Origin of the sequence: Paenibacillus sp. EKM10P (genome assembly GCF_011800655.1) — a bacterium.
GTDB classification, from domain to species: domain Bacteria; phylum Bacillota; class Bacilli; order Paenibacillales; family Paenibacillaceae; genus Paenibacillus; species Paenibacillus polymyxa.
In genome coordinates, this window is sequence record NZ_JAALET010000003.1 from 472,774 (window position 1) to 486,176 (window position 13,403).

At 49.8% G+C, this 13,403-nt stretch carries 15 protein-coding genes; 2 read left to right on the forward strand and 13 right to left on the reverse strand.

The window, feature by feature from the left end:
* Window position 1: 1 nt before the first annotated feature.
* Window positions 2-1,117, forward strand: a complete 1,116-nt coding sequence (locus tag HFE01_RS11510; protein ID WP_243208171.1) for a FecCD family ABC transporter permease — start codon at window positions 2-4, stop codon at window positions 1,115-1,117.
* Window positions 1,020-2,003 (forward strand): FecCD family ABC transporter permease, encoded by a 984-nt coding sequence (locus tag HFE01_RS11515; protein ID WP_167437915.1) that lies wholly within the window; start codon window positions 1,020-1,022, stop codon window positions 2,001-2,003. The genes HFE01_RS11510 and HFE01_RS11515 overlap by 98 nt, the downstream gene beginning before the upstream one ends.
* A 28-nt stretch (window positions 2,004-2,031) precedes the next feature.
* Here the strand turns inward: HFE01_RS11515 and HFE01_RS11520 are convergent, their stop codons facing one another.
* From HFE01_RS11520 to nikB (HFE01_RS11580), 13 genes are all read right to left on the reverse strand, one after another.
* Complete coding sequence (locus tag HFE01_RS11520; protein ID WP_167442860.1) at window positions 2,032-2,187, reverse strand: hypothetical protein; 156 nt, start codon at window positions 2,185-2,187, stop codon at window positions 2,032-2,034.
* A gap of 11 nt (window positions 2,188-2,198) precedes the next feature.
* Window positions 2,199-2,957, reverse strand: a complete 759-nt coding sequence (locus HFE01_RS11525) for an amino acid ABC transporter ATP-binding protein (protein ID WP_016822613.1) — start codon at window positions 2,955-2,957, stop codon at window positions 2,199-2,201.
* 4 nt (window positions 2,958-2,961) lie between these two features.
* Entirely contained in the window at window positions 2,962-3,678 is a 717-nt protein-coding gene (locus HFE01_RS11530) for an amino acid ABC transporter permease (protein WP_016822612.1), read from the reverse strand.
* A gap of 30 nt (window positions 3,679-3,708) precedes the next feature.
* Window positions 3,709-4,518, reverse strand: coding sequence for a transporter substrate-binding domain-containing protein (locus HFE01_RS11535; protein WP_016822611.1), 810 nt, complete (start codon window positions 4,516-4,518; stop codon window positions 3,709-3,711).
* A gap of 140 nt (window positions 4,519-4,658) precedes the next feature.
* The gene (gene nikE, locus HFE01_RS11540; RefSeq protein WP_045244747.1) at window positions 4,659-5,468 is read right to left on the reverse strand and encodes a nickel import ATP-binding protein NikE; all 810 of its coding nucleotides are present in this window, start codon (window positions 5,466-5,468) and stop codon (window positions 4,659-4,661) included.
* Between the two features lie 41 nt (window positions 5,469-5,509).
* Entirely contained in the window at window positions 5,510-6,331 is an 822-nt protein-coding gene (locus HFE01_RS11545; protein ID WP_045244748.1) for an ABC transporter ATP-binding protein, read from the reverse strand.
* A gap of 19 nt (window positions 6,332-6,350) precedes the next feature.
* On the reverse strand, window positions 6,351-7,181 hold the full coding sequence (gene nikC / locus HFE01_RS11550; RefSeq protein ID WP_167437945.1) for a nickel ABC transporter permease subunit NikC: 831 nt from the start codon (window positions 7,179-7,181) through the stop codon (window positions 6,351-6,353).
* Window positions 7,181-8,125 (reverse strand): nickel ABC transporter permease subunit NikB, encoded by a 945-nt coding sequence (gene nikB, locus HFE01_RS11555; protein ID WP_017426097.1) that lies wholly within the window; start codon window positions 8,123-8,125, stop codon window positions 7,181-7,183. The genes nikC (HFE01_RS11550) and nikB (HFE01_RS11555) overlap by 1 nt, the downstream gene beginning before the upstream one ends.
* Before the next feature lie 46 nt (window positions 8,126-8,171).
* A complete protein-coding gene (nikA, locus tag HFE01_RS11560) occupies window positions 8,172-9,797 on the reverse strand; it encodes a nickel ABC transporter substrate-binding protein (RefSeq protein WP_167437916.1) in 1,626 nt (541 codons plus the stop codon).
* A gap of 142 nt (window positions 9,798-9,939) precedes the next feature.
* Entirely contained in the window at window positions 9,940-10,716 is a 777-nt protein-coding gene (locus HFE01_RS11565; protein WP_167437917.1) for an ABC transporter ATP-binding protein, read from the reverse strand.
* Window positions 10,713-11,636 carry an ATP-binding cassette domain-containing protein gene (locus HFE01_RS11570; RefSeq protein WP_167437918.1) on the reverse strand — a complete coding sequence of 308 codons (924 nt, stop codon included), beginning with the start codon at window positions 11,634-11,636 and terminating at the stop codon, window positions 10,713-10,715. Before HFE01_RS11570 ends, HFE01_RS11565 begins: the two co-directional genes overlap by 4 nt.
* Complete coding sequence (gene nikC / locus HFE01_RS11575) at window positions 11,636-12,451, reverse strand: nickel transporter permease (protein WP_016822603.1); 816 nt, start codon at window positions 12,449-12,451, stop codon at window positions 11,636-11,638. The genes HFE01_RS11570 and nikC (HFE01_RS11575) overlap by 1 nt, the downstream gene beginning before the upstream one ends.
* A gap of 14 nt (window positions 12,452-12,465) precedes the next feature.
* Window positions 12,466-13,395 carry a nickel ABC transporter permease gene (nikB, locus tag HFE01_RS11580; protein WP_017426092.1) on the reverse strand — a complete coding sequence of 310 codons (930 nt, stop codon included), beginning with the start codon at window positions 13,393-13,395 and terminating at the stop codon, window positions 12,466-12,468.
* Window positions 13,396-13,403 lie beyond the last annotated feature (8 nt).

Genomic DNA, 13,403 nt, shown 5'->3' on the forward strand with positions numbered 1-13,403 from the left:
AATGATCCATTCCATATCCACCAAGAAGCAGAGCCGTTCGCGGTTTCTGCTCTTCCTGTTTTTAGTGTCTTTGATTTTATTAATCCTGGGCTTGTTATTCAGCCTCAAATGGGGCCCCGCCTCTATATCGTGGGCTGAACTGTATCAGGCATTGACCTATCAGCACAGTGACAAGGTACATCTGTATATTCAGACGCTGCGCCTGCCGCGCACCCTGACCGCCTGCATGGTCGGTACCCTGCTGGCGCTGGCGGGGCTATTGATCCAGCTCACCACACGAAATCCGCTGGCTTCACCACATGTATTTGGCATTAACGCTGGGGCTTCTCTCGCCGTGGTGCTGGGACTCGTCTTATCCGCACAGCTATCGGCAACATCCACGATGCTGATGGCCTTTGCTGGGGCAGCGGCAGGTGCATGGCTGGTCTGGTCGCTGGCTGGATTCGCAGACAAGCAGCCTGTTCGCTTGGCGCTGGCGGGCATCACCATTCATTTCATGCTGTCGTCACTAACAGAGGGCTTCATTATATTAAATCAGTACTCTACGGAGTCCATGATTTTCTGGCTGGCTGGCTCTGTCAGTCAGGCGGGCTGGACGGAGGTACGAATGATTTTTCCTTTTTTCATCGTGAGTCTTGCGCTGCTCGTTATGCTGTTGCCAGCCCTGCGACTGCTGCTATTGGAGGATGAGATCGCAGCCGGACTAGGGCAGCGCGTCCCTCTTGTTCGAGCGCTGGCTCTGCTGCTGGTTATCGTAATGGCAGGCTCAGCCGTGGCGGTATGCGGACCGATCGGCTTTGTCTGTCTGATCGTACCCCACATCGCCCGGGCGCTGGTTGGAACACGTCTCTCGTTGCTCGTTCCGATGACAGCGCTTGGCGGAGGACTGCTGCTGGTGTATGCGGATCTCCTCAGCCGCATCATTTCGTTTCCGTTCGAATCGCCCGTGGGAATTGTAACCTCTGCTATCGGAGGGCCGTTTTTTATCTATCTGGCCCGTAAAAAAGGAGGGGGACACGATGACCAGAACTTTCCATCTTGTGGCCGCCTTGCTTTTGCTGCTCCTGCTCGGCATCGTTTCGGTCAGTGTGGGAGCACTTCCTATTCCCTTGCGTGATATCAGCTCGGCTCTGCTGGATACGCACAGCCGTTTTCATTTTATCGTATACGAGGTTCGCTTGCCCCGGACGTTGGTTGGACTGCTGGCAGGCATGGGACTAGCCGTGGCAGGAGCTATTCTGCAAAGTCTGATTCGCAATCCGCTAGCCAGTCCTGACGTGATCGGCATTTCCAAAGGAGCCGGATTTGCAGCGGCGGCTGTGATTTTCCTGTTCCCCCAGTCTCCAGCCTATATCCTGCCCTTGGCGGCGTTTGGCGGAGCCGTGGGAACATTCCTGATTCTGCTGCTGCTCAGCCGTAGACTTACGCTGGCTCCAGCAGCTCTAGCTCTGGTCGGGGTCGCTATGGGGGCCGTCCTCATGGCAGCCACGCAGTATCTCATCGTAACCCACCCGACCAATGTGAACACGGCTTTGCTCTGGATGTCAGGCAGCCTATGGGGCCGGAGCTGGCGGGAGGTCATCTCACTGCTGCCCTGGATCATTGTCTTGCTACCCTTGGTCTGGGGCAGCTACCGAAAGCTGAATATTTACCAGCTTGGCGATGAGACCATCACTTCTCTCGGGGTACATATGACTCGCCAGCGCCTGCTGCTTCTATTGCTTGCCGTTACACTGGCCGGAATTTCAGTCTCGGCGGTCGGCGCCATCGGCTTCATCGGACTGATGGCACCCCATATGGCTCGAAGATTTGTTGGCAGCCACAATCAGTGGCTGATTCCGCTGGCTGCCCTGCTGGGAGCGAATCTGATGCTGCTGGGCGACATTTTGGGCAGAATGCTCATTGTTCCACGTGAAATACCCATCGGGATCATGACAGCACTTGTGGGCGCTCCTTATTTTGTGTATTTACTGCGGAAGGAACGCAGCAGAAGATCATTCTGATTCCCCGATACCCACAGGAAAAGACCTTTCATCCTACCTGAGGATTCTCCGGGTACATCCACCAGTAGCCTGATGCATCTATATATAGCACGCCAAAAAGCACGTCAGACATACGCAGGTTTCCCTTCTCCTGCGATAAGTCTAACGTGCTTTTTACTCTAAGTTCTACCCCTTTCCACGTCATTGTACGGAATTTTACGGTTGCTCCTGTAACGTTCTTTGCCCCAGAGCTTTGCCCAAAAATTGCCGTGTCCGTTCTTCCTTCGGATGATTGAAAAACTGCTCCACCGGTCCCTGTTCTACGATCGCACCATGCTCCATCAGCACGACCCGATCCGCTACATCCCTCGCAAAACCAAGCTCATGCGTGACAATAATCATCGTATTGCCTTCACTCGCCACCTTTTGAATCACGGACAGCACTTCATCCACCAGTTCAGGATCAAGCGAGGATGTCGGCTCATCGAACAACAGCACCTGCGGATTCAGCGCCAAAGCGCGGGCAATAGCAACACGCTGCTGCTGTCCACCCGAAAGCTGGGCAGGATAATAGGTCATACGATCCTTTAACCCGACCTTTTCCAAAATGCCTTCACTGATCTCCCTTGCCTGCTTGCGATCCATCTTTTTCACACTGGTCAGACCAATCATCACGTTGTGGAGTGCATTCAAATTTTTAAACAGCTGATATTGCTGAAATACCATTGCCGTTGCCATCCGCAGTCCGAGAATGTCCTTTTTTCCGGCCTTGGCCGCATCTACCTTCAGACCATCAATTTCAATGCTACCGCTGGTCGGCTGTTCCAAAAAATTAATGCTGCGCAGCAGTGTGGACTTCCCCGATCCGCTTGGGCCCAGAATGACCACCACTTCTCCCTTACCTACTGTCAGGTCTATGCCCTTTAACACATGATGCTGCCCAAAATGCTTATGAATTTGATGAAGTTGAATCATGCCCTTACTCACTTCTTTCGTAAATTCGAATACGTTTCTCCAGCACAACAAGCCCGCGCTCAATAATGATGCACACCAGCCAGTAGATCAAAGACACCGCAACATAGACCTCAAAAAAAGCCAACGCCCGCGCGCCCATAATTTTGGCCTGCCCCATCATATCGACGACACCAATCATAAAGATAAAAGACGTATCCTTCACTGTACTGATCAGCGTATTTCCCAGATTGGGCAAAGCCACCGTTAGCGCCTGCGGCAATACAATTTTAAGCATAATCTGTGTTTGGCTCATTCCGATGGAATTGGCCGCCTCAAACTGTCCCCGATCGACCGAATGAATCGCTGCCCGGAACGTCTCCGACAAATACCCCCCCAGGTTCAATGAAAATGAGAGCAACGCAAACAGCTCGGGTGGAATGACATAGACATTGAATTGCTGCAAGAAGCCATATTCGCTCTGAAAATAATACAAAAACTTGGGTATTCCGTAATATACGAGAAACAGCTGCACAATGAGCGGTGTTCCCCGGATGTACGAGACATACAATGTAGACAAGGGTGCCAAGACAGGCACCTTGTATATCCGGATTAAGGCCGTAGCTAACCCGATGATCGCACCCAGCAGCATGGAGACAAACGCAATCCATAAGGTAACGGGGAGATACTCCACGATCTGGGGAAGGCTTTTCAGCATATAATCTAAATCAAACAGCTTTTCCATAGGAACCCCACTCTATTCTTTACATTGTGATTACTGAGGAATAAATTCTCCACCTGTCCACTGTTCAGACAATTTTTTCAGTGTTCCGTCCGCTTTAAGCTCTTTAATAATCGGGTCGATTTTAGCTTTCAGTTCTTCACCCTGCTTATCCTTCTTGAACACTAGATTGATGTTATCGCTTTGCACAGGCTCGCCCACAGCTTCCACCTGTAAGCCTTCCTTCTTGATCGTTGCTGCCGCCATCACTGGATCATTCACATAAGCGTCCACTCGGCCATTTTGCACATCTTGAAGGTTGTCGGACGAAGTGCCTGTATCATTATATTTTAAAATAATTTTGTTACCGTTCTTCGCATTATACTGCTCCAGCAACTGCGTATAGGAATCGCCTACCGAGGCGGCTACCTTCTTGCCCTCCAAATCCTTGAGAGAATGGATATCCGTTCTACCCTTTTTCACAATAATAACCGACTGAGCCGAGAAATAGGACTCATCCGAAAACAAATACTTCTTCTCACGCTCAGGATTTTTGGCAACTTCATCTGCGATGATCTGCACTTTATTCGCATCCAGCGCAAGGAATATCGCATCCCAGCCCGAAGGTACAAATTCAATCTTATAGCCGTCCAGCTTCTTATCGATCTCCTTGACTACTTCCACATCGTATCCGGTCAGCTCATTTTTATCATTCGTAAAGGCAAACGGCGGGTAGTCATTTTGTGTCCCCACATAGAGTACCTTATCCCCTGATGCCGCTTCCTTCGAGGAACAACCACTCAAGGCACCCGTTATTAACACAAGAGATAGCCCAATCGCTGCTACCCAAGCAGATTTCTTCATAAATGACATCCCCTTTTAAAATCCAAGTAATTTACTATGATTTTATATTATAACGAGTTATTCAAATAATACAACTAGCAAATTTCATTTTGATTATCTAACCAGATGCCGCACAAAAAAAGACCCTTGCGGGTCAGTTGTTATTCATGAAGCGGAAGACGGTCTGCTGGATGCTCCGGCAAAATGGACGAAATTAAACATTGTACAGCCGGGTGAGCAGATTCAAAAATCTGATCTTTCTCAGCACAGTGCTCGACTAATTTCCCTTGTTCCATCACAGCAATGCCATCACAGACGGCGTAGGCCGCTCGAATATCATGTGTGATAAACAGATATGACAATCCAAATGAAGTTTTCAGCTCTTCCAACAGGGATAAAATGCGCATCTGATGAACCATATCCAGACTGCTGACGGACTCATCCAGTACGATCAGCTTGGGTCTGAGCGCAATCGCCCGTGCAATGTTAATCCGCTGTAATTGTCCGCCGCTGAATTGATGCGGATATTTATTCCGATCCTCCGGCTTAAGACCCACCCGCTCCAGCAGATTTTCTACCGTTCTTTTTTGTTCCTGCACTGATAACCGCTCGTAATTGTCCAAGGGCTCTCCGATAATCTGTCCGGCGGTCATGCGAGGGTTTACAGCAGAATAGCAGTCCTGGAATACAACCTGCATATCCCGTCGCAATCCCCTGCGTACTTGAGGACTTCCATTATAGATGTCCTGCCCCTGAAACAGCACCTGACCCTCCTGCGGCTTCTCCAGCCCCAGAATAACCTTGCCCAGCGTGCTCTTCCCCGCTCCACTGGTTCCAAGCAGTCCTAGGCAAAATCCGCTCTCTATGGTAAGCGACACATCAGTGAGCACAGGGAGACGTGATTCGGAGCGGCCCAGCCATTTGCGCTTTCTATAGCTATGAGTTACTTCCTTCACTTGCAGCACATGCATTCGCTCCCCTTTTGAAAGTATCCAACAGGCAACTCATCGCCCTACTGATTTATGCCCTGAAGGGACAACTTAGGTCTGGCCTGCAACAGCATTTTCGTATATTCATGCTGTGGATGGTCGAACAACTGAAACACCTCTGCCTGCTCAACAATACGCCCCCGCTGCATCACTGCCACTTCATCCGCCATTTGGGAGATGACACCCAGATCATGCGAGATCAGCAAAATAGACGTGTCATATTCCGTACGTAAGCGATCCAACTCTCTCAGCACCTGTAGCTGATTAACCACATCGAGTGCCGTCGTCGGTTCATCCGCAATAACCACTGCTGGCCGCAGGCACATGGAAATGGCGATCATGACCCGTTGCAGCATCCCGCCACTCAACTGAAACGAATAACACTTCATTAGCTTGGCTGGATTGGGCAGATTCATATTTTCCAGAGCCGCTATAGCAAGATCACGGGCCTGTCGTTTACTTAATCCGGTATGCGTGCGGATCGTTTCCATAAACTGATCCCCAATCGTATATACTGGCGTAAAAGCCCTCATCGGATTTTGCATAATAAAAGCAATTGCCTTGCCCCGAATGCGGCGCATCTCCTCGGCTGGCATTCCATTCAACTCACGTCCGTTCAGACGAACACTGCCTTCCACATCCATCGTCTGGCGATCCAGTAGCTGGAGCAGCGCGTTACAGGTTACTGTTTTACCGCTACCACTCTCGCCGACAAGACCCAGAACCCGCCCCTTTTTCAGTTCAAAATGGATAGGTTCCAGCAGAGATACCGCCCCTGCATCAGTTTTGAGCTTTACCTGCAAGCCACTGACCTCCAGCACCTGCGTCTTGGCTGTGTCCTCCATCGTTGTCCCCACTCCTGTTTTACTGACGTTTGGCAATTCCATATCGGTCGGACAACGCCTCTCCCAATATATTGAAGGCCATTACCACCAGCAGAATCATGATACCCGGATAAATCATTAATTCCGGATGACTGCGGATGTATCCCGTTCCCTCATGAATCATGGCTCCCCATTCAGGAGTCGGCGGCTGGATGCCTAGACCCAGGAATGACAACGCGGAGATATCCATGATCGCCCAGCCCATCTCCAGCGTACCAATGACCACAATCGGCCGCAGCACATTCGGAATGATGTGCCGCCGGATAATGGCCCCTGAGGAGGAGCCGCTAATCCTTGCGGTCGCTATAAAATTCTGCTCTTTCAGACTGACGACCATATTGCGGCACATTCGGGCATAGTACACCCACTGCACCAGCATCAAGGCAAACAGCACCTGCATGAGACCTGGCCCAAAAATACCAACAATGCCGAGCACAAGCACCAAGTTGGGAAACGCCATAATGCCTTCGCAAAACCGCATCAGTACACTATCGACCCAACCGCCCAAATAACCTGCAACTGATCCGATCACAACACCGATACTAAGCGAGGACAAGAAAATTAATGTCGCAAAGCCGAGCGAAATTCGCGCTCCATACAGCAGCCGGGATAGATTACACCGACCCAGATGGTCCGTTCCCAGCCAATACTCTTTTGAGGGGCCTTCCAGCCTATGCAGTAAATTGACTCTAACCGGATCATGAGGAGCTAGCCACGGAGCCAGCGCCATTATGATAAAAAGGGCTACCAGCACGACAGAGCAAACCACGATTACCTTTTGACCTTTGAACATTTTACGCAACCTTATCATCACTGCTCTGCTCGTCCCTTCGAAGAAATTCGGGGGTCCATATACAAGTGCACCAGATCAACGAGCAAATTGCATACGATGAACAGGCATGCCGCCAAAAACACATAGCATTGTATGACGGGAATATCCCGGTTAAAAATGGCTTCCACGAAATAACGGCCAAACCCAGGCCATGAAAACACCTGCTCCACAATAATCGTTCCAGTCAGCAACTTGCCCAGATTCATGCCCATACTTGTTATTAGCGGAGTAATGGCCATTTTGAGTATGTGCCTGAGCATAATCACACGCTCGCGTATTCCTCTGGTTCTGGCATACTGGACATACGTTTCCTGAAGCTGTTCCAGCACACTGGAGCGCAACAGACGCGTATATAAAGCAATCAGAACCAGCGACAGAGTCAACGTCGGCAACACCAGATGCTGCCACGTTCCCCGACCCTCTACAGGTAGCCAGTCCAATCGTACAGAGAAAAAGAAGATTAACAAATATCCCAGCCAGAACTGGGGAATAGATGCCCCGAAATACGAAATCCCTCGACTCAGTATGTCGATCCAGCCATTTTTACGCATCGCCGCCAACACACCCAGCGGGATGCTCACCACGATGGATAATGCCATGCTGCTTAAGGCCAGCTCAACAGTGGCAGGCAATCGAGCCTTCACCTCATCCCACACTGGCTTGTTGGTTAGATACGAAGTACCAAAGTCCAACCGACTGATTCTTTGAAGTGTATGCATATACTGTGTCAGCAATGGCTGATCCAGCCCGAACTCATGCCTCTTCTGCTCCAGAATTTCCGGGGTAGGATAAATATGAGCAGCCGTCAAATAAGCTTCAGCCGGATCAACCGGTGAAATATGAATGAGTGCAAAGGTAACGAGGGTGGCAAAGAGAACAATAGGAATGACCGCTACCATTCGCTTCCCGATATAGCTAATCATAAGTTGTCCTCCTATCCTGTAAATTAACGTTACCTTCCCGTTTCAGCTACTTCCCAATTTCAATTCCCTCAAATGGATTTTCATCCCTATTAGCTGGGAATACAAAGTTAGTAATCTTTTTCTGATACACTGCCGTCTTCTTAATATACGAAATAGGTACAATTGCAGATTGCTCCTGAAGTGTCTTCAAGATTGAGGCATACAGCTCCTGACGCTTAGTTTCGTCTGTCGATGAAAGTGCTTCGTGTACTTGCTGATCCAGATCCTTCTTCATCGGAAGGGCGCTCAGCACCTCAGAAATTCCGAAGCTCTTCTTGGCAATAACATTAATAAAGGAATGCGGATCATAAGGCGCACCGTAGTTGTACCAGAAATACAGATCAAACTGGTTGGATCTAAGCCGCTTGATTTGAACCGTCAGCTCCAGTCCGGTCAGATTCACTTTGACACCCAGCTCTCCCCATTCAGCCTGAATGGTTTCAGCCATCGCCTTTTGGATCGGATCGGTCTTATCGAAAATCAGCTCAAAATCCAGCTGTTGTCCATCTTTCTCCCGTACTGTGCCGCCTGCGGGCAGCTTCCAGCCAGCCTCATCCAACAATGCTTTGGATTTTTCCACATCATAGCCTATTGGCTGTAAGTCGACATTCGTATACGGGTAGTTTTTGGATAAAACGGTATCCGCTGTTTCCTCGAGCCCCGAGGTTACGCCTTCCACCATCGCCTGCTTGTTAAATCCATGCTGGAGTGCCAGACGTACCCGAAGATCTGCCAGCTTGGGATTGGACGAGTTGAGCAACAGGCTTCTTGTGCCGACAGGCTCGGACAGCGTGGTAACATACTGATTCGTGTCGCGAAGCTGTTTGAAAGCATCCAGGCTAATAACACCTTCTCCATAAATCAGATCCAGGTCGCCTTTTTCAAAGGCCATTACACGTGTTTCACCATCGGGAATAATTTTGACCGTAATTTTGTCCACCTTCGGTGCAGTACCCCAATAATTCGGGTTACGCTTAAAGGTTGCATACTCATCCTGCTTGTATTCATCCAGCATCCAAGGTCCTGTACCTACAGGTTTCTTAATCCCTTTGGACGTATCTCCATCATCCGGGAACCCGGCTTCACCTAAAAAACGGAACGGGCGAACGACAGACAGATCCTGAATAACTGGGTAGTATGGCTCTTTGAGCGTCATTAGGAACGTACTGTCATCTACAGCTTCAGTTTTATCGAGAACGCCTACTATACCAAGCCAGCTATGCGTTTTCTCATTTTTCATAATAGCGTCAAAGTTCTTTTTCACAATCGCGGCATTAAATAGCGTTCCATCGGAAAATTTCACACCTTTACGCAGCTTAAACGTATATGTCTTGCCGTCCTTGGATATGGTCCAAGATTCAGCCAAAGCAGGCTCTAGCTTGCCTCCTTGCTTGTAGCTGACTAACGGCTCATAAATCATGGATTGTGCAAATAGCTGGGAAGGGTTGTATACGTGAGGATTCATTGTACCAATGTCCCGTGGCCACGATAGCGTGATCGACTTTTCATTGGCAGCTCCGTTAGTAGAGGTGGATGCAGGTGTGTTCTCCTGCTTCGCGCAGCCCAGAATAACGGATAATAAGAGGAGCGTCACCAACATAAAGGTGGCAGTCTTGCGGTGTCGAACGGACATCAATGTATTTCCCCTTTTCTATATATGTGATAATGATTATCATAATCATATTTAGAATAGGTACCACATTATATTTTGTCAACAATATTCGACAAGCAAAGCTCTTATTTATTTTGAATTTGTATAATATTAAATTTATGGATTAATCCGCCAACGTTTGAAATAGAGTACGCGTGTATTCATGCTTCACTAGCTCTTCATCCCAATCCTCGAATATTTCCACGATCTCTCCCTGAACCATGACGGCAACACGATCACAGAACGTACGGGTGGATTGAAGATCATGGGTGATGAAAAGATAGGACAACTGACGTTCGAGCTGCATTCTTTTGAGCATGTTCAGCACGGAGGACTGGGTTGTCGTATCCAGATTGGCGACGGATTCATCGAACAGGATGATTTCTGGTTCAACGGCCAACGCCCGAGCAATGCACACCCGCTGTTTTTGTCCACCGCTTAGCTGCGCAGGGTATTTTTTCAGACTGTCAGCCTCCAACCCTACCGATTCCAGTAAGGAAAGGCAGATATCCAGTGCCCTTACTTTTCGCTCAGGAAAATAGTTCCGGATCGGCTCCATCAGAATATCTCGAATGGTCATACGGGGATGCAGTGAGGAGGCCGAGTCCTGCGTGACTAACTGAATTCGTTTGTACAGATGAATATCTTTCATCCTTCCGGTATGTATGGGCTGCTGATTCAGCCAGATTTCCCCCGAGGTCAACGACTCTAGCCCCAGGATACACTGTGCCAGCGTGCTTTTGCCACTTCCGCTTTCTCCAACCAGTCCAAGGCATTCTCCCTGTCGTAATTCCAAGCTCACTTTCTTTATAGCCTGCTCACTGTGTTTCGTATTGAACCAGCCTTTTCTCCGTCTGCGGACAGGATAAGCTTTGGTGACGTTCTTCAATTCCAATATCACGGTTGCATCCTCCCTTCCGGGGTCATCTCCAATACTCGATCTGCTACGCGACTCATACCCTGACGATCATGTGAAATTAACAAAATAGTGAGCTCGAAATCCTCTCTCAACTGTAAAAGCAATGACAGAACCTTGTCGCGGTTGATCACATCCAGCGCTGTAGTGGGCTCGTCGGCAATAAAGAGGCGCGGGCCGGAGCTTAACATTGCAGCCAGCAGCACCCTTTGGCACATACCTCCGCTTAGTTCAAAAGGATATGATGACAGAATATACTCAGGATCGGCAAAACCGACCTTGCGGAGCAGAGAACACAAATAAGCTTCCTGCCCTGGAGTAGTGCGGCCTCCAGCCAGCTCCGTGGCACGGTTCAGCATCTGTCGCATCCGTGACATTACGCCCTGTCGTCGATGGGTCTGCTGTGATGCAGTGTGGGACGGGGCAAGATCAGCCTGGCCCTGCTCCTTCTGGGCGTGCATTTGGCGCCGCCTGTGCAGTCTAAGCGTATCCGTCAGCTGGGCGCGGACGGTACGGATCGGGTTCAGCCCGCTCAGCGATTGTTGAATGAGCAGGGCAATATCCTCACGGCGCAGTCTTTGCCAGCGCTGTTCATGGAACGGGATAATGTCTTCCCCGTTATAGTAGATGCACCCTTGCGTAACACCAACATCTGGGTCCAGCATACCCGCGATTGCGTGTGCGGTCAGGCTCTTGCCACATCCACTTGGTCCAGTCAGAGCCACAATTTCCCCTGGGTAGACGGAAAAGTTCACATCTCGCAGTAGCGGATTGCTCCCGTTCCCGCTTCCGCTTGCTCCTGCACCTGTACGACTAATCTCCAAATGTTCCACGTGTAACAACGGTTTTTGTACGTAAGCTCGCTCTATCGTATCCTTCCACCCTATGACTGGTCGTTTTCCCACTATTTCGCCGCCCCCTTTTCTGAAAAATGATCACCCAGAAGCTGGCAGGCAAGCACAAACAGCATAATCGCCAAACCCGGAAAGATCATAACATGCGGAGCCACCTGAAAATACGAGGTTGCATCATGCAGCATCACGCCCCACTCTGGCTTGGGCGGCTGTACACCCAGTCCAAGAAAGGAGAGTCCAGCGATCATTAACACCACGTGTCCGATATCCCATACCGCATATACCAATAATTGCGGCCATACTTGTGGCAATACATAACGCCTTAGTATGCGCATGTGTGAATTGCCGGACAAACGGGCATACCGTACATAGTCCTCCTGGCAGGCTTTTTGAACCAAACTGCGGATATAGCGGACATAGCCCGCCCACCGTACCGCAATAATCGCTAAGGTCATGTTGACGAAACCCGGCCCCAAAATACCCACAATCGCCACCGTTAAAATAATATCGGGAAAAGCCAGTACGCCGTCGATTCCCCGCATAATCAGCTGATCCACACGTCCTCGCACATAACCAATGAGCAAGCCTGTGGGCAGACTAATACACAGCGTAGCTACCGTAATCGCACAAGCGATTAATACGCTTGTCCGAATTCCATAAATGAGCCGTGACAGCACATCCCGACCCAGATGATCCGTACCGAAAGGATATTTACGGCTGGGTGGTGCCAAACGGTTCAGAAGGTCCACATGCAGAGGATCATGCGGAGCGGCCCAGGGAGCCAGCAACCCAAGCAGCACGATCAGGCCAAATAGTGCGCCCCCTGCCAGCAAGCTTCCTCTAAAGGAAAGCCGTATCTTTTTCATTTTCAGCTTCCCCCTTAACGCAAACGCAGCCTTGGATCTATCACCGTCTGGACCACATCCACCAAACACTGAACACCTACAATTAAAAACGCGGCAAACATAACATATCCCTGAATCACCGGGTAATCCCGCTGCGTAATTGCATCTATAAAATACTTTCCTAACCCTGGCCATGAAAAAATGGTTTCTACGATGACGTTACCTGCCAGCATAAATGATAGATTCGTACCTAATAGCGTGATCATAGGCAGAACGGCATGTTTAAATATCTCAAAAAAGAGAATATGCATACGTGAAAAACCGCGAGCTCTCGCTGCCTTCACAAAATTCCGGTCACTCAGCTCCAGCATCTGAGCACGCAATACACGGGCTTGCACCGTTCCCAATCCTGCACCAAGCGTCAGCGCTGGGAGTACTAAATGTGTCCAGTCCTCCCTTCCCATGGATGGGAGCCAGCCCAAGCGAACGGAAAATAGATAGATCAGCAGAAACCCAAGCCAAAAAGAAGGAATTGACGATCCCAGCAAAGCGAACAGCCTGCCCAGACGATCTAGTGGACCGCTGACTTTTAGCGAGGCAGCCAGTCCCATCCCAAGCGTAAGCACCGTCATGACGGCAAAGCCCGCCAAAGCTAGCTCCACCGTAGCGGGCAGTCTGCTCCATAGTTCGTTTAGCACTGACTCCTTGGACACATACGAGGTTCCCCAATGTCCTGTGAACACATCCCTCAGCCAGTTCACATATTGAATATGAAGCGGCTCATTCAAGCCCAGTTCGTTTCGCAGCGCGGTTAGCGCCTCCCCAGAAGCAGGAACATTATGCGCGGTGAGCAAAATGAGAGCAGGGTCACCAGGAGCCAGCCTCATCAGTACAAAAGTCAGCGTAGATACAACGAATACAATGATGGGCAGCTGCGCCACACGTTCCAATATAAAACGAATCATAGGATACG

Coding starts and splice junctions, on each gene's coding strand:
- HFE01_RS11545 (WP_045244748.1), bottom strand. CDS start 6,331: ATGGAGGACACAGCCAAGACGCAGGTGCTGGAGGTCAGTGGCTTGCAG.
- HFE01_RS11525 (WP_016822613.1), bottom strand. CDS start 2,957: ATGATTCAACTTCATCAAATTCATAAGCATTTTGGGCAGCATCATGTG.
- HFE01_RS11535 (WP_016822611.1), bottom strand. CDS start 4,518: ATGAAGAAATCTGCTTGGGTAGCAGCGATTGGGCTATCTCTTGTGTTA.
- nikE (WP_045244747.1), bottom strand. CDS start 5,468: ATGCATGTGCTGCAAGTGAAGGAAGTAACTCATAGCTATAGAAAGCGC.
- nikC (WP_016822603.1), bottom strand. CDS start 12,451: ATGAAAAAGATACGGCTTTCCTTTAGAGGAAGCTTGCTGGCAGGGGGC.
- nikA (WP_167437916.1), bottom strand. CDS start 9,797: ATGTCCGTTCGACACCGCAAGACTGCCACCTTTATGTTGGTGACGCTC.
- HFE01_RS11515 (WP_167437915.1), top strand. CDS start 1,020: ATGACCAGAACTTTCCATCTTGTGGCCGCCTTGCTTTTGCTGCTCCTG.
- nikB (WP_017426097.1), bottom strand. CDS start 8,125: ATGATTAGCTATATCGGGAAGCGAATGGTAGCGGTCATTCCTATTGTT.
- HFE01_RS11510 (WP_243208171.1), top strand. CDS start 2: ATGATCCATTCCATATCCACCAAGAAGCAGAGCCGTTCGCGGTTTCTG.
- HFE01_RS11520 (WP_167442860.1), bottom strand. CDS start 2,187: ATGACGTGGAAAGGGGTAGAACTTAGAGTAAAAAGCACGTTAGACTTA.
- HFE01_RS11530 (WP_016822612.1), bottom strand. CDS start 3,678: ATGGAAAAGCTGTTTGATTTAGATTATATGCTGAAAAGCCTTCCCCAG.
- nikB (WP_017426092.1), bottom strand. CDS start 13,395: ATGATTCGTTTTATATTGGAACGTGTGGCGCAGCTGCCCATCATTGTA.
- nikC (WP_167437945.1), bottom strand. CDS start 7,181: ATGATAAGGTTGCGTAAAATGTTCAAAGGTCAAAAGGTAATCGTGGTT.